This window comes from Rhodococcus sp. NPDC059968, assembly GCF_042738615.1.
GTDB lineage: Bacteria > Actinomycetota > Actinomycetes > Mycobacteriales > Mycobacteriaceae > Rhodococcus_F.
In genome coordinates, this window is the sequence record NZ_JBHWUE010000073.1 from 1 (window position 1) to 21,373 (window position 21,373).

At 67.9% G+C, this 21,373-nt stretch carries 19 protein-coding genes; 13 read left to right on the plus strand and 6 right to left on the minus strand.

All coding sequences use genetic code 11. The features are described from left to right. Positions 1 to 102 precede the first annotated feature (102 nt). Together ACFWAY_RS38610 and ACFWAY_RS38615 are read right to left on the minus strand one after the other, a co-directional pair. Positions 103 to 999 (minus strand): Ku protein, encoded by an 897-nt coding sequence (locus tag ACFWAY_RS38610; RefSeq protein WP_378452687.1) that lies wholly within the window; start codon positions 997 to 999, stop codon positions 103 to 105. A 31-nt stretch (positions 1,000 to 1,030) separates the two neighbouring features. Continuing rightward, the gene (locus tag ACFWAY_RS38615) at positions 1,031 to 2,179 is read right to left on the minus strand and encodes a lycopene cyclase family protein (protein WP_378514258.1); all 1,149 of its coding nucleotides are present in this window, start codon (positions 2,177 to 2,179) and stop codon (positions 1,031 to 1,033) included. Between the two features lie 645 nt (positions 2,180 to 2,824). On the opposite strand from ACFWAY_RS38615, the gene ACFWAY_RS38620 reads away from it, so the two are divergent. Together ACFWAY_RS38620 and ACFWAY_RS38625 are read left to right on the plus strand one after the other, a co-directional pair. Beyond that, complete coding sequence (locus ACFWAY_RS38620; RefSeq protein ID WP_378514259.1) at positions 2,825 to 4,456, plus strand: ABC-F family ATP-binding cassette domain-containing protein; 1,632 nt, start codon at positions 2,825 to 2,827, stop codon at positions 4,454 to 4,456. 73 nt (positions 4,457 to 4,529) lie between these two features. Beyond that, complete coding sequence (locus ACFWAY_RS38625) at positions 4,530 to 4,745, plus strand: helix-turn-helix domain-containing protein (RefSeq protein ID WP_005255033.1); 216 nt, start codon at positions 4,530 to 4,532, stop codon at positions 4,743 to 4,745. Between the two features lie 25 nt (positions 4,746 to 4,770). Here ACFWAY_RS38625 and ACFWAY_RS38630 read toward each other — a convergent pair whose 3' ends face one another. Together ACFWAY_RS38630 and acnA are read right to left on the minus strand one after the other, a co-directional pair. Next, positions 4,771 to 5,337 carry a TetR/AcrR family transcriptional regulator gene (locus ACFWAY_RS38630; protein ID WP_378452690.1) on the minus strand — a complete coding sequence of 189 codons (567 nt, stop codon included), beginning with the start codon at positions 5,335 to 5,337 and terminating at the stop codon, positions 4,771 to 4,773. A gap of 202 nt (positions 5,338 to 5,539) precedes the next feature. Beyond that, positions 5,540 to 8,344, minus strand: a complete 2,805-nt coding sequence (gene acnA, locus ACFWAY_RS38635; RefSeq protein ID WP_378452691.1) for an aconitate hydratase AcnA — start codon at positions 8,342 to 8,344, stop codon at positions 5,540 to 5,542. A 305-nt stretch (positions 8,345 to 8,649) separates the two neighbouring features. On the opposite strand from acnA, the gene ACFWAY_RS38640 reads away from it, so the two are divergent. From ACFWAY_RS38640 to ACFWAY_RS38675, 8 genes are all read left to right on the plus strand, one after another. Then, complete coding sequence (locus tag ACFWAY_RS38640; RefSeq protein ID WP_378514260.1) at positions 8,650 to 9,255, plus strand: DUF6676 family protein; 606 nt, start codon at positions 8,650 to 8,652, stop codon at positions 9,253 to 9,255. 382 nt (positions 9,256 to 9,637) lie between these two features. Continuing rightward, positions 9,638 to 11,137: an NlpC/P60 family protein gene (locus ACFWAY_RS38645; RefSeq protein WP_378514281.1), complete on the plus strand. Its 1,500-nt coding sequence runs from the start codon at positions 9,638 to 9,640 to the stop codon at positions 11,135 to 11,137. 204 nt (positions 11,138 to 11,341) lie between these two features. Continuing rightward, the gene (locus tag ACFWAY_RS38650) at positions 11,342 to 12,517 is read left to right on the plus strand and encodes an AAA family ATPase (protein ID WP_378514282.1); all 1,176 of its coding nucleotides are present in this window, start codon (positions 11,342 to 11,344) and stop codon (positions 12,515 to 12,517) included. Beyond that, on the plus strand, positions 12,514 to 13,488 hold the full coding sequence (locus ACFWAY_RS38655; RefSeq protein WP_011598892.1) for a DUF58 domain-containing protein: 975 nt from the start codon (positions 12,514 to 12,516) through the stop codon (positions 13,486 to 13,488). Before ACFWAY_RS38650 ends, ACFWAY_RS38655 begins: the two co-directional genes overlap by 4 nt. Continuing rightward, complete coding sequence (locus tag ACFWAY_RS38660) at positions 13,485 to 14,465, plus strand: VWA domain-containing protein (protein ID WP_009480477.1); 981 nt, start codon at positions 13,485 to 13,487, stop codon at positions 14,463 to 14,465. The genes ACFWAY_RS38655 and ACFWAY_RS38660 overlap by 4 nt, the downstream gene beginning before the upstream one ends. 93 nt (positions 14,466 to 14,558) lie before the next feature. Then, entirely contained in the window at positions 14,559 to 15,308 is a 750-nt protein-coding gene (fabG1, locus tag ACFWAY_RS38665; RefSeq protein WP_378452694.1) for a 3-oxoacyl-ACP reductase FabG1, read from the plus strand. Positions 15,309 to 15,357: 49 nt separating this feature from the next. Beyond that, on the plus strand, positions 15,358 to 16,155 hold the full coding sequence (gene inhA / locus ACFWAY_RS38670) for an NADH-dependent enoyl-ACP reductase InhA (protein ID WP_005241845.1): 798 nt from the start codon (positions 15,358 to 15,360) through the stop codon (positions 16,153 to 16,155). Positions 16,156 to 16,196: 41 nt separating this feature from the next. Then, positions 16,197 to 17,306 (plus strand): ferrochelatase, encoded by a 1,110-nt coding sequence (locus ACFWAY_RS38675; RefSeq protein ID WP_378514261.1) that lies wholly within the window; start codon positions 16,197 to 16,199, stop codon positions 17,304 to 17,306. Here ACFWAY_RS38675 and ACFWAY_RS38680 read toward each other — a convergent pair. Further along, positions 17,272 to 18,081, minus strand: coding sequence for a hypothetical protein (locus ACFWAY_RS38680; RefSeq protein ID WP_378452696.1), 810 nt, complete (start codon positions 18,079 to 18,081; stop codon positions 17,272 to 17,274). The genes ACFWAY_RS38675 and ACFWAY_RS38680 overlap by 35 nt on opposite strands. A gap of 67 nt (positions 18,082 to 18,148) precedes the next feature. On the opposite strand from ACFWAY_RS38680, the gene ACFWAY_RS38685 reads away from it, so the two are divergent. Genes ACFWAY_RS38685 through ACFWAY_RS38695 form a run of 3 tightly spaced genes read left to right on the plus strand, consistent with a single transcriptional unit; the run spans position 18,149 to position 20,628 of the window. Further along, a complete protein-coding gene (locus ACFWAY_RS38685; protein ID WP_378514262.1) occupies positions 18,149 to 18,988 on the plus strand; it encodes a DUF3097 domain-containing protein in 840 nt (279 codons plus the stop codon). An 8-nt stretch (positions 18,989 to 18,996) separates the two neighbouring features. Continuing rightward, positions 18,997 to 19,428 carry an NfeD family protein gene (locus ACFWAY_RS38690; RefSeq protein ID WP_005241863.1) on the plus strand — a complete coding sequence of 144 codons (432 nt, stop codon included), beginning with the start codon at positions 18,997 to 18,999 and terminating at the stop codon, positions 19,426 to 19,428. After that, entirely contained in the window at positions 19,429 to 20,628 is a 1,200-nt protein-coding gene (locus ACFWAY_RS38695) for an SPFH domain-containing protein (protein ID WP_378514263.1), read from the plus strand. A 26-nt stretch (positions 20,629 to 20,654) separates the two neighbouring features. Here ACFWAY_RS38695 and ACFWAY_RS38700 read toward each other — a convergent pair whose 3' ends face one another. After that, positions 20,655 to 21,371, minus strand: a complete 717-nt coding sequence (locus ACFWAY_RS38700; RefSeq protein WP_378514264.1) for a thioesterase II family protein — start codon at positions 21,369 to 21,371, stop codon at positions 20,655 to 20,657. Between the last annotated feature and the right edge of the window lie 2 nt (positions 21,372 to 21,373).

Consider the following 21,373-nt stretch of genomic DNA (forward strand, 5'->3'; position numbering starts at 1 on the left):
CGGTGGGTGGGGCGGGGGGTGTTTTCCCCGCCCTCCCCCCCCCCCCTGGCCCCCGGGGGGGGGCCCCCCATAACCCCCCCCCCCCCCCCCCTCCGTGTCGGTTCAGGCGCGCTTGCGTTCCGAGGTGGACGACTTGGAGGTGGCCTTCTTCGCCGCGGTTTTGGCCGGGGCCTTCTTCGCAGGCTTCTTCTCGGCGGGTGCGGCCTTCTTCCCGGCGGCGTCGACGCTGCGCTGCAGTGCGGCCACGAGATCGACCACTTCGGCGTCCTCGCCGCTCTTCTCGACCTCGGCGACGGGGATGACCTTCTTGCCGCCGGACTCGATCATCTCGTCGAGCAGTTCACGCAACTGCACCTGGTAGTCGTCGGTGAATTCGGTGGGGTCGAAGTCGTCGGCCATGCTGTCGACGAGCGTTTCGGCCATCGCGAGTTCCTTCGCCTTCGGCTTGTCGACGCCGTCGAGTGAGGAGAACTCGGCGGCGCGTACCTCGTCCGGCCACAGCAGCGTCTGGATCACCAGCACCCCGTCGCGTGAACGCATCGCGGCCAGTCGGGTGCGCTGCCGGAGGGTGAAGTGGACGAGAGCTGTGCGGTCGCTGTTCTCGAGGGCTGTCGCGAGTAGGACATATGCCTTCGGAGAGCTGGAATCCGGTTCGAGGAAGTAACTCTTCTCGAACAGAATGGGGTCGATTTGTTCGGTCGGCACGAACTGCAGAACAGGAATCTCGTGTTTCTCGGCGGCGGGTAACTTCCCGAAATCGTCGTCCGTCAACACCACGCGGACGCCGTCGTCGGAGTCGTAGGCCTTGTCGATATCGGCGTATTGGACGACATTGCCGCATTCGGTGCACACGCGGTTGTATTTGATCCGGCCGCCGTCCTTGGCATGGACCTGGTGAAACTTGATGTCGTGATCCTCGGTTGCCGAATAGACCTTGACCGGCACGTTCACGAGTCCGAACGCTATCGAGCCCTTCCATATCGACCGCATGCGTTCCATGATGGTCTCCTTTTCGCGTTCGCGCGACAGTTCATCGAACTTCCCGGCGAAGCGTCGAACGGAGAATCACACTGCGGATATCGCCGGAGGACGCCCGAAACAGCCGCCCCATTGCCGACAGGGTTCCGCGCGGATTCGAGCGCTCGGACAGATATGCCGCCTGGAGTTGCGGCGGCAGATCGAAGAAATGCTCGAAGAATTCGGGGACGTGTGCTGCATCCAGATTCAGGAGGACGCGGAGGCCGACCGATCGCAGCGACGCGACGGTGCGGGCCTTCCACGGCCACAGACGTGCGTTCGAACCGTCACGAAGATCGCGGGCCAGAACATCTGCGCACAGGAGTGATGCTGCGACGCTGTAGCCCGTTCCCGGGTGCATCAACCCGGCGCGGGCTCCGAAGCGCACCTGATCCGAGCTGTGGGCACGACCGGCCTCGGGTGGTGGCTCGACGGCGAATCGGACTCTCTCGACGTCCGAATGGGACGGCACGGTGACGCCCCGCTGTCGGAGTCGGTCGTGGAGTCTTGTGGCGAGTTCCGAGATCGGGAGTGGGGGGCGACCGACGAGGCAGGTCTCCTCGAGCAGGAACCGGTCCTGCGCGAGCGGGACCCCGTAGAGGAACGACGGCGCGTCCGAGGGTGATGTTCCGTTGTCGCGGCGCCAGTCCATGAACACCGCGTCCTCGCCCGCAAGCGCCTGTGCGGCCGTGTCGGGGTCCACCACGACGCCGTATGCCGTCTGCTGGGCGAGGTCGGGGCTGTCGCCGGTGCCGCGAGAATCGACGACGACGTGCGCCTTCAGCGTCGAGCCGTCGTCCAGTTGGACGGAAGTGGGGGAGAGGTTGACGGCTCTACCTGCGAGAACAGTTCCGCAATCGCTGCCGAGTATTGATTGCAGTGTTGTTGTATTCAAAACACAATACGTGCGATCAATGGTGTGGCGACGTGTCGTCCAGGCTGTCGGGCGAGGAGTTCTCGTCACGACGGCGTCCCGAGGGAGCCAGCCGGGGAGTTCGTCTTCCCATGCCGCGTAAGTCGCGGTCCACGATCTGCGGGGGAGCGGGTCGACCGAGACGACTGTCGAACCGAGAGCCGTGGCCCGGTGGGCGAGGGCGCGTCCGGCCGGCCCGAGGCCCACGATCGCAACATCCCAGATCGCTGGACGAGGAGAAGCTGTCACGCCGCCAGCCTGTCACGGCAGCCGTGTTCTCGGCTGGAACGAGTCTCCATTCCGATATCGGACACGGACGGAACAGCATAATTTCCTGAACTCCCGCGGTCCAGTCCGGACGTCCCGGGGCAGTGGGGGTTCACCATCAACAGTCGCGGTCCCCATGAACTCGGCACGGCGAGCCCAGACCCGCGGGGCGGTGAGGGGAGCGGGGCGCCGCCGTCGGGCCGGCCTGCTGCAGGGGAGCGCGAGAGTTGGGCGAGAGGCAGTTGCACGGGGTGGGGAACCCGAAGGCGCCTGCGACATCTCGAAGGGGTGCCGGCCCGGCTTCCGAGTCCACCAGGTCGCCTGACGATGTAGTGAGTCGGCCCGGGACGGAACTGCATAGTTTCCCGAATCATCACCGTGGTTATTACTCGCTACATCCAACGGACGTCACCACAATTGCCCACCTCACGACCACATCCCTCACGATCCATAAAGCATCTGCGAAGGCCCCGGAGGCTTCGTGCGGGTCGGATACGGCGGCGAACGTTAGCGGGATCACTGGCAGACGTGTTCCGAGTCGCCGGCGGTCGGGTAAAATTGCTGGTTCGTGTGTTCTTTGCGCAGTTTTTCTCATTCAATGCGAGCGTCATTTTCCTAGGAGTCTTGTTGATCACCGCTACCGACCTGGAAGTTCGAGCTGGAGTGCGGACGTTGCTGTCCGCACCCGGGCCGGCTTTGCGGGTACAACCCGGCGACCGCATCGGGCTGGTCGGCCGTAACGGTGCCGGCAAGACGACCACCCTCCGCATCCTCGCGGGGGAGGGGGAGGCATACGCGGGTGCCGTGGTGCGCACCGGCGGTCTGGGGTACCTCCCGCAGGACCCGAAGGAAGGCGACCTCGACGTCCTCGCGAAGGACCGAGTGTTGTCCGCGCGCGGACTCGACTCGCTGCTGCGGGACATGGAGAAGCAGCAGATCCTGATGTCGGAGGTCGTCGACGACGCCGAGCGCGACAAGGCCGTGCGCAAGTACGGCAATCTCGAGGACCGCTTCTCCGCCCTCGGCGGGTACGAGGCGGAGAGCGAAGCGGCACGCATCTGCAACAGCCTCGGCCTTGCCGACCGCATCCTCGGTCAGCAGCTGCACACCCTGTCGGGTGGTCAGCGCCGCCGTGTCGAACTGGCGCGGATCCTGTTCGCCGCGTCGGACGGTAGCGGCGGACGGTCGGACACGACCCTTCTGCTCGACGAGCCCACCAACCACCTCGACGCCGACTCGATCACCTGGCTGCGCGGATTTCTGCAGAGCCACGAGGGTGGCCTGATCGTGATCAGCCACGACGTCGATCTGCTCAACGACGTCGTGAACCGGGTCTGGTTCCTCGACGCCGTGCGCGGCGAGGCCGACGTGTACAACATGAGCTGGAAGAAGTACCTCGACGCCCGTGCGACCGACGAGCAGCGTCGCCGCCGTGAGCGCGCCAATGCGGAGAAGAAGGCCGGTGCGCTGCGCGTTCAGGCCGCGAAGCTCGGTGCGAAGGCCACCAAGGCGGTGGCGGCACAGAACATGGCGAAGCGCGCCGACAAGCTGATGTCGGACCTCGACGCGGAACGTGTGTCCGACAAGGTGGCCCGGATCCGGTTCCCCGAGCCGGCCGCGTGCGGCAAGACTCCGCTGATGGCGGAGAACCTGACCAAGGTTTACGGTTCGCTCGAGATCTTCACCGGAGTGGACCTCGCGATCGACCGTGGGTCACGCGTCGTCGTGCTCGGTCTCAACGGCGCCGGTAAGACGACGCTGCTGCGCATTCTCGGCGGAGTCGAGACGCCGGACGCGGGCGGGCTCGTCCCCGGTCACGGCCTGAAGATCGGCTACTTCGCGCAGGAGCACGACACCCTCGACGACAACGCGTCGGTGTGGGAGAACATTCGCCACGCGGCGCCGGACACGGGGGAGCAGGAGCTGCGTTCGCTGCTCGGTGCGTTCATGTTCACCGGCCCGCAGCTCGAGCAGCCCGCAGGCACCCTGTCCGGTGGTGAGAAGACGCGCCTCGCACTGGCGGGTCTCGTATCGTCCGCGGCGAACGTGCTGCTGCTCGACGAGCCGACGAACAACCTCGACCCCGTCTCCCGCGAGCAGGTGCTGGACGCGCTCCGCAGCTACACCGGGGCCGTCGTGCTGGTGACGCACGACCCGGGCGCGGCCGAGGCACTCGACCCGGAACGGGTCATTCTCCTGCCCGACGGCACGGAGGACCACTGGTCGCAGGACTACCTGGAGCTGATCCAGCTCGCCTGAGCACTGCGCGTAGATATCGCCGTCGCGGGGCTCTACCGTGGAAACCACCGTCGCTCGCCGACTGGAGGAGTTCATGGCTGACATCGGGGTCTTCGCCAAGAGCGCTCGGATCACGGGACCGTCGCGCGCCGATCTACAGGCGGAGCTGAAGGAGCGCTACCAGGCCGGGGCGAGTATTCGCTCCCTTGCCCGGGAAATGGGGAGATCGTACGGATTCGTCCGCAACATCCTCGCAGAGTCCGAGGTGGAGCTCCGCGGACGAGGCGGAGCTCACCGTCGCAAGACCTGACCGGTGTCGGTGGGGGAGTGCGGTGTCAGTCGCGGCGTCGGACGGATTCCTCGACGAGGTCGAGGACGGCCGACAGGTTGTCGCTGGCATGCCCGGAGGCGATGCGCGCGACGAGGCCGTCGAGAACCAGGTCCAGATAGCCGATCAGGACGTCGGTCGGGACGTCGTCGCGGAGGCGGCCCGCGGACTTCTGCCGCGCGAGGCGCGCCATGGTCGCCTCGGTGAGTTCCGCCGACCGTTGTGACCAGCTTCTGCGGAAGTCGGGATCATTCCGCAGCCGTCGAGCGATCTCGAGCCGGGTTCCCAGCCAGTCGAACTGTTCGGGCTGGGCGAGCATGTCCCGCATCACCTGGACGAGGCCCTCGTGGGCGACCACGTCGGCCATTCTGGTCGCGTCCTCGTGGGCGAGCGCCAGGAACAAGCCGTCCTTGTCCTTGAAGTGATGGAAGATCGCCCCGCGTGACAGTCCGGTCACTTCTTCGAGCCGGCGGACGGTGGCACCGTCGTAGCCGTATTCGGCAAAGCAACGGCGGGCGCCGTCCAGGATCTGACTGCGCCGTGCCGCGAGATGGTCTTCACTGACCTTGGGCAAAGTGCCTCCTTCGTCGGCCTGTGAGTGTTTCCGGACCTCGGCAGGTGAAGTCACCGAATGCACGAAGCGCGCACGACCACCTCGATCGGGACAGCGGAGCTCCCCTGAAACTGGTCGTGCGCGCTTCGTGCCTGTCATGGCCGAAAACACTCACAGGTGCGTAGCGCCTGCGGGCAGAGATCACGCACAGGCGCGGTAACGCCTAGCCCTTGATCATGTTGCGGAGCACGTACTGCAGGATGCCGCCGTTGCGGTAGTAGTCGGCCTCGCCGGGCGTGTCGATGCGCACGACCGCGTCGAAGACGACCTTCTCGCCGTTCTCGCGGGTTGCCGTGACCTTGACGGTCTTCGGCGTGACACCCTCGTTGAGCTTCTCGACGCCTTCGATGTCGAAGACCTCGGTGCCGTCCAGCTTCAGCGACGCAGCGGACTCGCCGGCCGGGAACTGCAGCGGCACAACGCCCATGCCGATGAGGTTGGAGCGGTGGATGCGCTCGAACGACTCGGTGATGACGGCCTTGACGCCGAGGAGGCTGGTGCCCTTGGCGGCCCAGTCACGGGACGATCCGGAGCCGTACTCCTTGCCGCCCAGCACGACCAGCGGGATGCCGGCCTCCTGGTAGTTCTGCGACGCGTCGTAGATGAACGCCTGCGGGCCGCCGTCCTGGGTGAAGTCGCGGGTGTAGCCACCGGAGACGTCGTCGAGGAGCTGGTTGCGCAGACGGATGTTCGCGAACGTGCCGCGGATCATCACCTCGTGGTTACCGCGACGCGAGCCGTAGGAGTTGTAGTCCTTGCGGTCGATGCCGTTCGCGTCCAGGTACTGCGACGCGGGCGTTCCGGCCTTGATGTTGCCGGCCGGGGAGATGTGGTCCGTGGTGACCGAGTCGCCGAGCAGCGCGAGGACGCGGGCGCCCTTGATGTCGCTGACCGGGGTCGGCTCCTTCGGCATGCCGTCGAAGTAGGGTGGCTTCCGCACGTAGGTGGAGTTGGCGTCCCACTCGAAGGTCTTACCCTCCGGGGTGGGCAGTCCGCGCCAGCGCTCGTCGCCCTTGAAGACGTCCGCGTAACCCTTGACGTACATCTCCTGGCTGATCGAGGAGTTGATGGTCTCCTGGATCTCCTGCGCGGAGGGCCAGATGTCCTTCAGGAACACGTCGTTGCCGTCGGCGTCCGTGCCGAGGGCGTCGTGTTCGAAGTCGAAGTCCATCGTGCCGGCGAGGGCGTACGCGATGACCAGCGGCGGGGAGGCCAGGTAGTTCATCTTGACGTCGGGGGAGATGCGTCCCTCGAAGTTGCGGTTACCCGACAGCACCGCGGTGGCGGTGAGGTCGTTGTCCTGGATGGCCTGCGAGATCTGCTCGTCCAGCGGGCCGGAGTTGCCGATGCAGGTGGCGCAGCCGTAGCCGACGAGGTAGAAGCCGAGCTTCTCCAGGTACGGCCAGAGACCGGACTTGTTGTAGTAGTCGGTGACGACCTGCGAACCGGGAGCCATGGACGTCTTGACCCACGGCTTGGCGGACAGGCCCTTCTCGACGGCGTTGCGGGCCAGCAGGGCGGCGCCCAGCATGACCGACGGGTTGGACGTGTTGGTGCAGGAGGTGATCGACGCGATCACGACGGCACCGTGGTCGAGGATGAACTCGCCCTTGTCCTCGGACAGAACCTTGACCGGCTTGGTCGGGCGGCCCTCGGCTCCGTTGGCGGCCGACTGCACGTCGACGGCGCCGTCGTCGGCGAACGACAGGGCGGCGGGATCGCTCGCGGGGAACGACTCCTCGACGGCCTCGTCGAGCTGCGAGTGACCCGTGGGGTGGTGCTCCTCCACGTAGTTGTGGATGTCCTTGCGGAACGCGTTCTTCGAGTCCGACAACAGGATTCGGTCCTGCGGGCGCTTCGGGCCCGCGATGGACGGAACCACGTCACCGAGGTCGAGTTCGAGGTACTCGGAGTACTCGGGCTCGTGGTCGGCGTCGTGCCAGAGGCCCTGTTCCTTCGCGTACGCCTCGACGAGGGCGAGCTGCTCCTCGGAGCGGCCGGTCAGGCGGAGGTAGCTGACGGTCTCGGCGTCGATCGGGAAGATCGCGGCGGTGGAACCGAACTCGGGGCTCATGTTGCCGAGCGTCGCGCGGTTGGCCAGCGGAACCTCGGCCACACCCTTGCCGTAGAACTCGACGAACTTGCCGACGACGCCGTGCTTGCGCAGCATGTCGGTGACGGTGAGGACCACGTCGGTGGCGGTGACGCCGGGCTTGATCTCACCGGTCAGCTTGAAACCGACGACGCGCGGGATCAGCATGGAGACGGGCTGGCCGAGCATGGCGGCCTCGGCCTCGATGCCGCCGACGCCCCAGCCCAGCACGCCCAGGCCGTTGACCATCGTGGTGTGCGAGTCGGTGCCGACGCAGGTGTCGGGGTACGCCTGGCCGTTACGGACCATGATCGTCCGGGCCAGGTGCTCGATGTTGACCTGGTGGACGATGCCGGTGCCCGGGGGGACGACCTTGAAGTCGTCGAACGCGCCCTGGCCCCAGCGGAGGAACTGGTAGCGCTCACCGTTGCGGGAGTACTCGATCTCGACGTTGCGCTCGAACGCGTCGGCGCGGCCGGCGACGTCGATGATGACCGAGTGGTCGATGACCATTTCGGCGGGTGCGAGGGGGTTCACCTTATTCGGGTCGCCGCCGAGCGCGGTGACCGCTTCACGCATGGTGGCGAGGTCCACGATGCAGGGGACGCCGGTGAAGTCCTGCATGATCACGCGGGCAGGCGTGAACTGGATCTCGACGTTCGGGTCGGCCGATGGATCCCAGCTCGCGATGGCGCGAACGTGGTCGGCGGTGATGTTCGCGCCGTCCTCGGTGCGAAGCAGGTTCTCGGCGAGAACCTTCAGTGCATAGGGCAATTTTTCGGTGCCGGGCACGGCCGAGAGGCGGAAGATCTCGTAGGAGTTCTCACCGACCTCGAGGGTGCCTTTGGCGCCGAACGAATCAATACTCGTGCTCACGTCAGCTCCACTCGTCTATGAGGGTCGCCGCCGACGGGGCTGTGTCGACGGCTGCAGGCACTGCGGGCACGGCTGATCCGTGTGCGCTGTAGTGCTAGCGATGACGGAATCGGCCCTTACCGCGGTACCTCCGATAGTCTAACAGTACGCTTGTCCTGTGAGAATTCGGGGCGGAATCGAGCGCGTTCCCTCGGCGATTCTCCTCGACCGCGATGCGGGACGCGCGCGGACGGAACGGAACTTCGGGGACTCCTCACGTAGTGTTCACGCGAGGCTTACGTTCCTACAGCAAACCCGGATGAGAGATGCCTGCCCCTATCGCCACCGCACTTCCTGCCAGTGTCATGCTCCCCGCCCATTCGGCCCTCCCATTGTCGACGGACCTTCCGGAAGACATCGACGTCTCCGACGTGGTCGCGGACGTGTCCGACGACGGCGTGTCGGCGCCTGCCGACGAGGCGAGGGAACTCGCCGCCGTGGTCGACCGCGCGGCCGAGCACGGGATCAAGCTGAGCATCGTGGCGCTGGACGAGGATCCCGGCCGCGATTCGCAGCTGCGCGACCTCGCGACCGAGGTCGGGGCGGAAGAGGGTGGCACCGTTCTGGTGCTGAGTCCCAGCTGGGTCGGCACGTACAGCGATTCGATCAGCCGGGTTCTGCTCGAATCGGGTCAGGACCGCACCTACACCGGCGATGCGGTGGTCTCCGCGAATCACTTCGCCGACGAGGTGATCGAGCCGGGCCCCCCGTGGGCCTTGTTCACGGCCGTCATCGTCGCGATCGTCGTGATCGCGTCGGCTGCCACGTTCTTCGCGAAATCGCGCCGGGCGTCCGTATCCCGTGACGACACCGCAGAAAAGGGCGACAGCACGGCAGGGGCCGGCACGTCGAACGAGCGGCAGAAGCCCTGACGCTCTCCCGAATTCCCGGGATAACTCGGCGGCAATTTCCCAATTCACCCCAGCGTGGCCGCTGCCTGCGTCGATGCACGTAAAAGGCGCCGACGATTCACAGTTCGACATTTCCGCTGGTCAAATTACTCATGTGTTATTTGTGACTAAAGTTTCCATAGAGTCCGGAAGTGTCGTACGGTGCATTTGGCGCTCTTGGGGAAGAAGTGTCGCAGGCTGGTGATTGACGTCCAGAGTGACGGCGATCCGGTGTATGTCGGTGTCGCCGAAACGCGGGAAGGTGTGGCTGCCGAAAATTTCTCCCCACGACGAGCACGGCGCGGTGTGCGTGATCGGTGCAGAACCGAGGGAGAGTGTTGTGAAGCGACAAGCACGAGCTGGAGTGGGGCACCGTAGCTTCTCCCGCGGGCACACTCGCACGGCGCGCCTCCTGATCGGACTGGGCATCGTCGGAGCCCTGGTCGGCAGCACGCCCGGCCTGGCCGTAGCGGTGCCACCCCCGCCGCCGAATCCGTCCGACAACGACATCGTGCAGGCCCAGACCCAGGTGTCGGCGGGCCTCGGGCAGGTCAGCGAACTGATCAACCAGGTCGCCACCGCGGATCAGCAGCTCGCTCAGCTCGACAACGAGGTCGCCATCAAGCGCGAGGACGTGAATCGGGCTCTGGTCGATCTGCAGAACGCCCGCAGCGCCGCCGATCTCGCGGCCAGTGTGGTCGGGGCCTCGCAACAGGCGCTGCGCGACGCCGGGGCGCAGATCGAACTCGCGCAGAAGGACTTCGACAAGTACGCCCGGTCGAGCTACACGCAGGGCACCAACGTCTCCTCGATCTCGACGTACCTGGGCGCCCAGGGTCCCGGCGACGTCCTGGATCGCGCGCAGGTTCTGAAACTCCTGGCCACCAGCCAGAATGCGGTGCTCGAAGGTCTGCAGCGGGCACGGACCGCGCAGGCCAACAAGGATTCCTCGGCACGCGAGGCGAAGCAGCAGGCGGACGTGGCCGCCGACCGGGCCGTGTCGAAGAAGTCGCTGGCGGAGCAGGCGATCGCGATCGCCCGGTCGGCGCTGCAGGACCGGGCGGCCGAGAAGGCACAGATCGAGAGCAACCGCGCCGCCGCCCAAGCCCAGCTCGACGCCGCCCGCGGGAACGTCGCGGGGCTGCAGGGGCAACGTGAGGCGTACGCCACGTGGGAGGAGCAGAAACGCGCCGAGGACGCGCAGAAGGCCGCCATCGCCGCCGCCGCCCGGGAGGCCGCGACGCAGGCCGCGGCGCGGGTCGCCGCCAACGAGGCGGCACGACAACGCGCCGCGGAACTCGCCGCGGGGCAGCGCGCGCACACCACGATCGAGGAGGACTCGGAGGACGAGGACTCCGACTCCTCGGCCGACGGCGGAACGACCACGCCCAAGTCCACCCCCAAGTCGAAACCGTCGACCAGCGGTGAGGACCTGACCGGCAGCGAGGCCATCGAGACCGTCATCGACCGGGGACTGTCCCAGATCGGTGTGGAGTACGCGTGGGGCGGCGGCGACGAGAACGGCCCCACCCTCGGCATCCGCGACGGCGGCGTCGCCGACAGTTACGGCGACTTCAACAAGGTCGGTTTCGACTGCTCCGGTCTGATGATCTACGCGTTCGCCGGGATCGGCATCTCCTTGCCGCACTACACCGGGTATCAGTACACCGCGGGCGACCAGGTTCCCTCGGAGGAGATGCAGCGCGGCGACATGATCTTCTGGGGCCCGAACGCCAGCCAGCACGTCGCCCTGTATCTCGGAGACGACCAGATGCTCGAGGCCCCCGAGTCGGGAGACGTCGTCAAGATCTCCCCGGTGCGATGGGATGGCATGACCCCTTACGCTGTCCGTATGGTGTCGTGATCCATGGTGTCGATGAAGTAGTTCGCAGTGCGGATCGTGCTTGGTTGCGGCGGGGGTTGCTTGCACCTGGAATAGTTGAGCAAGTACGTGAACGGGCGGAACGATCTAGGTGAAAGCGGTGGATTCTTGGTGACCTCACGTGATGATGCGGTATCGGAGGGTGCAGCCCGGAAGGAGTCGCCCGCGAAGGACGCTCCCGAAGGTGTGAAGAACGGGGGTGCGGCCAACGGATCGGGTCCCCAGAACGTCACCGCGCCGAATGCCCCCTCACAGAATGCGGGCACGCAGAGCGCGACGACGAAGACGCTCGCGCCCAGTCTCGTCGCCGACGTCCAGACGCTGGAACGCGCGATCTACGAGGTCAAGCGCGTGATCGTCGGGCAGGACCGCCTCGTGGAGCGGATCCTGGTCGGTCTGCTCGCGAAGGGGCACGTGCTGCTCGAGGGTGTGCCGGGTGTCGCGAAGACCCTGGCCGTCGAGACGTTCGCGAAGGTGGTCGGCGGATCCTTCTCGCGTGTCCAGTTCACCCCCGACCTGGTGCCCACCGACCTGATCGGTACGCGCATCTACCGGCAGGGGCGCGAGGAGTTCGACACCGAGCTCGGTCCCGTCGTCGCGAACTTCGTGCTCGCCGACGAGATCAACCGCGCGCCGGCGAAGGTGCAGTCGGCGCTTCTCGAGGTGATGGCCGAGCGGCACGTCTCGATCGGCGGCAAGCGGTACCACATGCCCGACCCGTTCCTGGTGATGGCGACGCAGAACCCGATCGAGAACGAGGGTGTGTACCCGCTGCCGGAGGCGCAGCGCGACCGCTTCCTGTTCAAGATCCTCGTCGACTACCCGACAGTGGAGGAGGAGCGCGAGATCGTCTACCGGATGGGTGTCGATGCGCCGGAACCCCACCAGGTGCTCGATCCCGAGGAGCTCGTCCGCCTGCAGAAAGTCGCGAGCGGTGTCTTCGTGCACCATGCGCTCGTCGACTACGTGGTCCGGGTCATCGCGGCCACGCGCACGCCGGCCGAGTTCGGTCTTCCCGAGGTCGACGGCTGGATCGCGTACGGCGCGTCGCCGCGCGCGACGCTGGGCATCATCTCCTCGGCCCGGGCGCTGGCGTTGCTGCGCGGGCGTGACTACGTGGTGCCGCAGGACGTGCTCGAGGTGATCCCGGACGTGCTGCGGCACCGTCTCGTGCTGTCGTATGACGCTCTCGCCGACGAGGTCAGCCCGGACGACGTCATCTCCCGCGTGCTGCAGACGGTGGGTCTGCCGCAGATCGCCGCACAGCCGACGACGGTCCCGGCCGTGCCCGCCGGTCACCACGGACCGCCCGTCCCGTCCACGTCGGTGCCCGGACCGACGGCGATGAGCCAGCCACGGTGAGTGCGCGTACCGCCGGTGCGCAGAGCTCCGGCCCGCCGCCGTCGTTTCGCTCCGGCGAACTCCGTGATCCCAAACTGTCCGCTGCGCTGCGGACGCTGGAACTGACTGTCCGCCGCCGCCTCGACGGCGTGCTGCACGGCGACCATCTGGGCCTGATCCCGGGACCGGGCTCCGAACCGGGTGATGCGCGCGAGTATCAGCCGGGTGACGACGTGCGTCAGATGGACTGGTCGGTGACCGCCCGGACGACGCACCCGCACGTCCGGCAGTCGGTGGCCGACCGGGAACTCGAGACATGGCTCGTCGTCGATCTGTCGTCGAGCCTCGATTTCGGTACCGCCGGCTGCGAGAAGCGGGACCTCGTGGTGGCTGCTGCCGCCGCCGTCACCCATCTGACCAGCGGCGGCGGGAACCGGATCGGGGCGATCGTCTCGACCGGCGCCCAGACCACCCGGATCCCGGCCCGCGGCGGCCGCATCCACGCGCAGGCGATGCTGCGTCAGATCGCGACCACCCCGCACGCCCCGGACGGGGTGCGGGGCGACCTGCAGGGTGCGGTGGAGTCGTTGCGCCGACCCCAGCGTCGCCGCGGTCTGGCCGTCGTCATCAGTGACTTCCTGGGACCGATCGACTGGGAGCGATCGCTGCGGGCGATCTCGGGACGCCACGACGTACTTGGTGTCGAGGTGCTCGACCCGCGAGATCTGGAATTACCCGACATAGGGGATGTAGTGCTGCACGATCCGGAGTCTGGACGGACCCGCGAGTTCACGACCACACCGCAACTGCGCGCCGACTTCGCGCGGGCCGCGGACGAGCACCGCCTGCAGGTGGAGCAGTCGTTGCGGCGCTGCGGCGCCCCGCTGCTCAGTCTGCGGACCGACCGGGACTGGATCTCGGATGTCGTGCGGTTCGTGTCCGCCCGGAAGCACAGTTACGGCACCGCGACGAACCAGAGGTCCCGCCGGTGAGCCTTTCCCAGTTCACCTCACCGTGGTGGCTGCTCTTCCTCCTGGTCGTCGTGGCATTGGTCGCGGGATACGTGTGGGTGCAGCGTCAGCGGCAGAAGCACACCCTCCGGTTCACCAACTTCGCGCTCCTCGAGAAGGTCGCGCCGTCGCGGCCGGGCCGGGCCCGGCACATTCCGGCGCTGCTGATGGTGCTGGCGCTGGTGTTCTTCAGCGTGGCGCTGGCCGGACCGACGGAGGACAAGCGGGTTCCGCGGAACCGGGCCACCGTGATCCTCGTCATCGACGTCTCGTTGTCGATGAAGGCGACCGACGTGGAACCGACCCGGCTGGCCGCCGCGCAGGACGCCGCGAAGTCGTTCGCCGACGGGCTGACCCCCGGCATCAACCTCGGTCTCGTCGCGTTCGCCGGCACGGCGTCGGTGCTGGTGTCGCCGACCACCAACCGGGAGGCGTCGAAGGTCGCGATCGACAATCTGCAGCTGAGCGAGCGGACCGCCACCGGTGAGGCGATCTTCACGTCGCTGCAGTCGATCGACACGCTGGCCGCGGTGCTCGGCGGCAGCGATCAGGCGCCGCCCGCCCGCATCGTGCTGCTCTCGGACGGCAAGCAGACGGTGCCCGAGAACCCGGACGATCCGCGCGGCGGATTCACCGCGGCCCGGCAGGCGAAGGACAAGGACGTCCCCATCTCGACGATCTCGTTCGGCACGAGCTACGGCAAGGTCGAGATCGAGGACGAACGGATCCCGGTGCCTGTGGACGATCCGTCGCTGCGGGAGATCGCGAATCTCTCCGGGGGCAGCTTCTTCACGGCCTCGAGCCTGGAGGAACTGCGCGACGTGTACGACACCCTCGAGGAGCAGATCGGTTTCGAGACCACCCGCGGCGACGCCAGCCGCCCCTGGCTCGTGCTGGGTGTCCTGTCCGCCACGGCGGGGCTGATCCTCGCGCTGGTCCTGCGTCAACGGCTGCCGTGATCTGCGTTCCGGCGGCGTTCTCGGCATCAGCGCCCTGCTGACCGCGGCCCCGCACTTCCACTTCTGCACATCTGAACAGATAGGTTGATCCCCATGTCTACCCCACAAACTACTGACGCGTCAGTTAGGACGGTGTCCACTCCTCGGTCGGTGCTCGTCACCGGCGGCAACCGCGGGATCGGCCTCGCTGTCGCGCAGCGCCTCGCGGCGGACGGGCACAAGGTCGCGGTCACACACCGCGGTTCGGGTGCGCCCGACGGCCTGTTCGGCGTCCAGTGCGACGTCACCGACTCCGAGTCGGTCGACCGGGCCTTCAAGGAAGTGGAAGCGCACCAGGGTCCCGTCGAGGTTCTCGTCGCGAACGCCGGCATCACCGACGACACGCTGATCATGCGGATGACCGAGGAGCAGTTCACCTCCGTCGTCGACGCCAACCTGACCGGCGCGTTCCGCGTCGCGAAGCGGGCCACGCGGTCGATGCTGCGGGCGCGGTTCGGCCGGTTCGTGTTCCTGGGGTCCGTCGTCGGTCTGGCCGGTGGTCCCGGCCAGGTGAACTACGCGGCGTCGAAGGCCGGTGTGGTCGGCATCGCGCGGTCGCTGACCCGTGAACTCGGTTCCCGTTCCATCACCGCGAACGTGGTGGCCCCGGGATTCATCGACACCGACATGACCGCGGTCCTCGACGACAAGTACAAGGACATGATCACCGGCGCGGTCCCGCTACAGCGGCAGGGCAAGCCCGAGGAGGTCGCCGCAGTGGTGAGCTTCCTGGCCTCCGACGATTCCGCCTACGTCTCCGGCGCGGTGATTCCCGTCGACGGCGGCCTCGGCATGGGCCACTAGCTCTCCCCACTCCCACTTCCCGGACTTTTTCTTCACAGGAGGACACCTCATGGGCGGATTGCTCGAAGGTAAGACCATTCTCGTCACCGGCATCATCACGGACGCGTCCATCGCGTTCCACGTCGCCAAGGTCGCCCAGGAACAGGGCGCCAAGGTGATCATCACCGGATTCGACCGTCTCCGGCTGATCGACCGCATCGCGCAGCGCCTGCCGCAGCCGGTGCCGCCTGCGCTCGAACTCGACGTACAGAACCCGGAGCACCTCGCGAGCCTCGCCGACCGCATCCGGGAGATCGCGCCCGAGGGCGTCGACGGCGTCGTGCACTCCATCGCGTTCGCGCCGCGGTCCTGCCTGGGCAGCCCGTTCTTCGACGCACCGTGGTCCGATGTGGGTGTGGCCTTCGAGGTCTCCGCCTACTCGTACGCGTCGCTGTCGAAGGCGCTGCTGCCGGTGCTGAACGACAACGCGTCGATTGTCGGCATGGACTTCGATCCCGCGCGCGCGGTGCCGTTCTACAACTGGATGGGTGTCGCCAAGGCCACCCTCGAGTCGGTGAACCGGTATGTCGCCAAGGAGGTCGGCGAACGCGGTATCCGCTCCAACCTCGTCGCGGCGGGCCCGATCAAGACCCTCGCCGCCAAGGCGATCGCCGGTACCGCCACCGACGACGCCAAGCAGATGAACGAACTCAACACGGCGTGGGACGAGCGCGCGCCCATCGGCTGGAACGTCGACGACCCGGAGCCGGTCGCGAAGACCGTGTGCACCGTGCTGTCCGACTGGCTGCCCGGCACCACCGCGTCGATCATCTACGTCGACGGTGGCGCCCACGCGATGGCCGGCTAGGGCACTACCCGGGGAGTGCGCCCCGAACGGCAGCACGGAAGATGGGGATCATGATCGCTGCGAATTCGACGGACGGTTCCGGTTCCCGGTTCGATGCCCTTCTCGTGTTGTCGTTCGGGGGTCCGGAGCAGCCCGCCGACGTGCGCCCGTTCCTGGAGAACGTCACCCGGGGCAGGGGGGTGCCGCCCGAACGTCTGGACGCGGTCGCCGAGCACTACCTGCATTTCGGGGGCGTGTCGCCGATCAACGCCCTCAATCGCGACATCATCTCCCACGTCGAATACGAATTGGCAAGCGCCGGAATGGATCTGCCCGTCTATTTCGGTAACCGGAACTGGCATCCGATGGTCGAGGACACCGTCGCCCGGATGGGTACGGACGGGGTGCGGTCCGCCCTCGTGTTCCCGACATCGGCGTGGGGCGGGTACTCGGGCTGCAGGCAGTACCACGAGGACGTCGCCCGGGCGCGGGCCGCGGCCGGGGACGGGGCACCGCACCTGCTGAAGCTGCGGCAGTACTACGACCACCCGCTGCTGATCGGGGCGTTCGCCGACGCCGTCCGCGGGGCCGCGGCGCAGCTTCCCGCCGGGCGACGGGCCGGCGCGCGGCTGGTGTTCACCGCGCATTCCGTGCCGGTGTCCGCGGACGTCAACGCGGGACCGCCCGCGGACGGTGGTCGTCTCTACAGCCGGCAGGTGGCCGAGGCGGCCCGGCTCACCGCCCGCACCGCCGGCTTCGACGACTTCGACCTGGTGTGGCAGTCCCGGTCCGGGCCGCCCCAGGTGCCGTGGCTCGAGCCGGACATCTGCGACCACCTGGACGTCCTCGCCGCCCGCGGTGTGGGCGCGGTGATCGTGTGCCCGGTGGGGTTCGTGTCCGATCACCTGGAGGTGGTGTGGGATCTCGACACCGAGGCGCGGGACAGGGCGGCCGAACTCGGCATCGACTTCGTGCGTGCGGCCACCCCCGGAACGGATCGGCGTTTCGCCGAACTCGTCGTCGCACTGGTGACCGAGCAGCTGGCCGGCACACCCGCCGAGCGGCTCGGGTCCGAGCCGCTGCTCGGTTCGACCCTGGACGGGCAGTCCTGCGCGGTGGACTGCTGTAAGGCCGTGGTCAGGCCGTCAGGCCGTCCCGCGCACACGCATTGACGGCGGCGGTGCGCGCCGAGCGCACCGCCGAACGCAGGGGCCGCAGCAGGTCTTCCAGGGTGGCGGCACCCGACGCGGACACGGTGCGCGCGGGGGCCATCTGCTCGGCGACCGTGAGGATCGCGGCCACCTGATCGGCCGAGTCCAGGATCCGTAGCGCCCGCGGGGCGATCGTCGTCGGATACCGGTGACGGGCGGACTGCGCCAGCGCATCGGCGATCAGGGCGCGCGGGTCGGCGCCGAACCCGGAATCGAGCATGTGCAGTGCCTCGAGTGCGGCCGCGGCGTCGCGCACCGCCTGCCGCATCGTGAACTCGGCCTCGCCCAGTCCGGTGTGGTGGGCGTCGAGGGGAAGCGGCTCGATCGTCGACACCGTCCAGCGCAGCACGTCGGGGCCCTCGACGTGCGGGACGAGCCCCGTTCCGGACCGGCCGGGCGGTCCGACGAGCACACCTTCGCCCGCGCTGATCGCGGCGGACGCGAATTCGGTGCCCGCGGGAAGCCCGCGCACGTCTCCGGGTCCGGGCAGGACCAGCCGGATCTCGGTCTCGGGTTGCGACACGGCGCGGCGCATCGTCTGGAGCAGCGCCGTCACCCCGGCGTCCTGCGGGTCGGGCCACGGCAGCCCGGTGCGACCGGCCGTCACCGGATCCTCCGCGCACGCGAGGTGCATCGGCGCCCACGCGTGGAGGGCGTCGATGACGTCGTCGGGTGCACTGTTCCCGGCGAGCCAGGAACTGGCCCACACGGTGAGAGTGGCGCTGGGTGAAGTCACGATAAACGAGCATATGTCGGCGTGGCGGAGTGTGCGTAACGGCGTCGCTGGCATAGCGTCAGCGCCCGTGAGCGGAGGCGACAGATACGGCGACATCTTTTCCGGACACCCACGCGCGAGGAAGCCCGTGACGCCGACGGTCCCGGCCGAGCGGGACCTGGTGGTCGAGGACGCGGGCACCGGTTTCTGCGGGGCGGTGGTGGGGTTCGAGCGCACCTATGACGGCGATTTCGTGCGGCTCGAGGACGGGGCGCGGCGCACCCGGTTGTTCGCGATGCGGGAGGCGGCGTTCCTGATGGACGGGAAACCGGTCACCCTGGTCCGACCGGCGGCCACGCCCGCCGGTCCGGCGACCACGCGATCGGCGTCGGGATCCACCAAGGTGGAGGGGCTGCGGGCCCGGACGGCGCTGGCGAGCCGGATCTGGGTGGAGGGCGTGCACGACGCCGCCCTCGTGGAGCGGGTGTGGGGGCACGACCTGCGCGTCGAAGGTGTCGTCGTCGAGCATCTCGAGGGTCTCGACAATCTCGGGGAGCGGCTCGCCGAGTTCCGTCCCGGTCCCGGACGGCGCGTCGGCGTGCTCGTCGATCACCTCGTCACCGGGTCCAAGGAAACCCAGCTGACCCAGGGGCTAGGGCCGAACGTGCTCGTGACCGGGCACCCGTTCATCGACGGGTGGGAGGCGGTCCGCCCGTCGGCGGTGGGCATCGAGGCGTGGCCGAAGATCCCGCGCGGTGAGGACTGGAAGACCGGGGTGTGCCGCGAATTGGGGTGGGGGACACCGCGCGACGGCTGGCGCCGGGTCTATTCGGCCGTCGACACGTTCCGGGACCTCGAGGCGCCGCTGATCGGGGCGGTCGAACAGCTGGTCGACTTCGTCACCGTCGGTTCCGGAGATTCTGGTTAGATGGTGTTGTGGCTGCATTGATTTGGCTGGTAGCGGGGGTGCTGCTCGCCGCCGCGGAAGCGTTGACGGGGGACTTCTTCCTCCTCATGCTGGCGGGCGGTGCGCTGGCCACGGCCGGGGTCACCGCGATCACCGACTTTCCGGTCTGGGTCGACGCGGTGATCTTCGGCGTGCTGTCCCTCGCCCTGATCCTCGGGGTGCGGCCGGTGTTGTTGCGTAAGTTCGAGACCCCGCCGCCGACCCCGACCGGAATCGAGGCGCTGACCGGCAAGCAGGCCCTGGTGCTCGAGGAAGTCGCCGAACACGCGGGGCAGATCAAGCTCGGCGGGGATGTCTGGACGGCCCGCCCGCTCGACAGCACGGAAGTGTATCCACCGGGAACGACCGTGACGGTAATGCAAATTGACGGCGCGACCGCCGTCGTATGGAGGGGACCGTAGATGGCAGCGCTCATCGTACTGATCGTGCTCGTGTTGTTCGTCGCCCTGGTGGTGGCCAAATCGGTGGCCTTGGTGCCGCAGGCCGAGGCCGCGGTGATCGAGCGTCTCGGCCGGTACGCGCGGACCGTGTCGGGCCAGTTGACGTTCCTGATCCCCTTCGCGGACCGCATCCGGGCCAAGGTGGATCTGCGCGAACGGGTGGTGTCGTTCCCGCCGCAGCCGGTGATCACCCAGGACAACCTGACGCTGAACATCGACACCGTCGTGTACTTCCAGGTCACCAACCCGCAGGCCGCGGTGTACGAGATCAGCAATTACATCGTCGGCGTCGAGCAGTTGACCACCACCACACTGCGCAACGTCGTCGGCGGCATGACATTGGAGGAGACGCTCACGTCCCGTGACTCCATCAACGGGCAGCTGCGCGGCGTGCTGGACGAGGCCACCGGCCGGTGGGGTCTGCGCGTCGCCCGGGTCGAGCTCAAGAGCATCGATCCGCCGCCGTCGATCCAGGAGTCGATGGAGAAGCAGATGAAGGCGGACCGCGAGAAGCGGGCCACCATCCTCACCGCCGAGGGCCACCGGGAGTCGGCCATCAAGACGGCGGAGGGTGACAAGCAGTCCCGCATCCTCGCCGCGGAGGGCGCGAAGCAGGCGTCGATCCTCACCGCGGAGGGTGAGCGGCAGTCCCGCATCCTGCGGGCGCAGGGTGACCGGGCCGCCAAGTACCTGCAGGCGCAGGGCCAGGCGAAGGCGATCGAAAAGGTGTTCGCCGCAATCAAATCCGGCAAGCCCACCCCCGAACTCCTCGCCTACCAGTACCTGCAGACGCTGCCGCAGATGGCGCAGGGCGACGCGAACAAGGTGTGGCTGGTGCCCAGCGACTTCGGTGACGCCCTCAAGGGTTTCGCGAAGTCCCTCGGCGCCCAGGGGCAGGACGGCGTGTTCCGATATGAGCCGTCCACGACGGACGAGGATCTGCCGAAGCCCGAGGACGATTCGGAGGAGGTCGCCGACTGGTTCGAGACCAAGTCCGACCCGGCGATCGCGCAGGCTGTCCGGGCCGCGGAGGTCGAGGCACGGCGCCCAGTCGACGGGCCGGGACCGCTCGCGAAGTCCGGTGGCGCCGACGAGCAGGCGCTGCATCCGGGTGGTGTGCCGGGGCAGCTGCCGCCGCCCGTCCCCCCGCACGGGGACTGACGGAGTCCGACATCCGACCGCAGGCCCTACCCGGCCGCGGCGTAGCGGCGCAGCAACGGCCGGAGCACGCGGAAGAGCTGTTCGGGTGTGTGGTCGAGGTAGAAGTGATCGCCCGCCATGATTCGCACCTCGGACAGCTGGGTGGTGTGCCGATTCCAGGCGTGGAGATCCCGCTCGCCGACCAGCGGATCGGCGTCCGCGCCGAGTACATGCACCGGGCAGGGGAGCGGTGGGTCTCCGGGATCGCGGTAGCCGGCGCAGAGGCGGAGATCGTTTCGCAGCGCGGGGAGACAGCGGCCTCGCCACGCCGGCCTGGCCAGGAGGTCGGTGGGCAGACCGCCCGTGGCGCGCAGCAACTCGATCAGTGCCGCGTCGTCCAGGTCGTCGACCGGCGGCAGCGGCGAGGGCAGGTGCGGCGCCGAGTACGCGGAGAGCAGCAGCGCCCGGGGGAGCGGATGCCCGGCCGCGCGACGACGGCACGCGAGCCGGTACGCCACCAACGCGCCCATGCTGTGCCCGAAGAAGGCATGCGGCTCCGTGAGGTGGTCGGCGAGCTCGGACTCGAGCTCGGTGACGAGGGACTCGACGTCGGTGAACCCGGCCTCGCCGGCACGGCTCTCCCGGCCGGGCAGTTGCACGGGCCATACAGTCACGTGTGGGCTGAGGGCTTGGTGCCAGTGACGGTACGTCGAGGATCCGCCGCCGGCGTGGGGAAAGCAGATCAGCCGGAGGGGGCCGGGCACGG

Bases quoted from the DNA above. Each gene is read 5' to 3' on its own strand.
- inhA (WP_005241845.1), top strand. From the start codon at position 15,358: ATGGGCGGATTGCTCGAAGGTAAGACCATTCTCGTCACCGGCATCATC.
- ACFWAY_RS38675 (WP_378514261.1), top strand. From the start codon at position 16,197: ATGGGGATCATGATCGCTGCGAATTCGACGGACGGTTCCGGTTCCCGG.
- ACFWAY_RS38610 (WP_378452687.1), bottom strand. From the start codon at position 999: ATGGAACGCATGCGGTCGATATGGAAGGGCTCGATAGCGTTCGGACTC.
- ACFWAY_RS38695 (WP_378514263.1), top strand. From the start codon at position 19,429: ATGGCAGCGCTCATCGTACTGATCGTGCTCGTGTTGTTCGTCGCCCTG.
- ACFWAY_RS38625 (WP_005255033.1), top strand. From the start codon at position 4,530: ATGGCTGACATCGGGGTCTTCGCCAAGAGCGCTCGGATCACGGGACCG.
- ACFWAY_RS38640 (WP_378514260.1), top strand. From the start codon at position 8,650: ATGCCTGCCCCTATCGCCACCGCACTTCCTGCCAGTGTCATGCTCCCC.
- fabG1 (WP_378452694.1), top strand. From the start codon at position 14,559: ATGTCTACCCCACAAACTACTGACGCGTCAGTTAGGACGGTGTCCACT.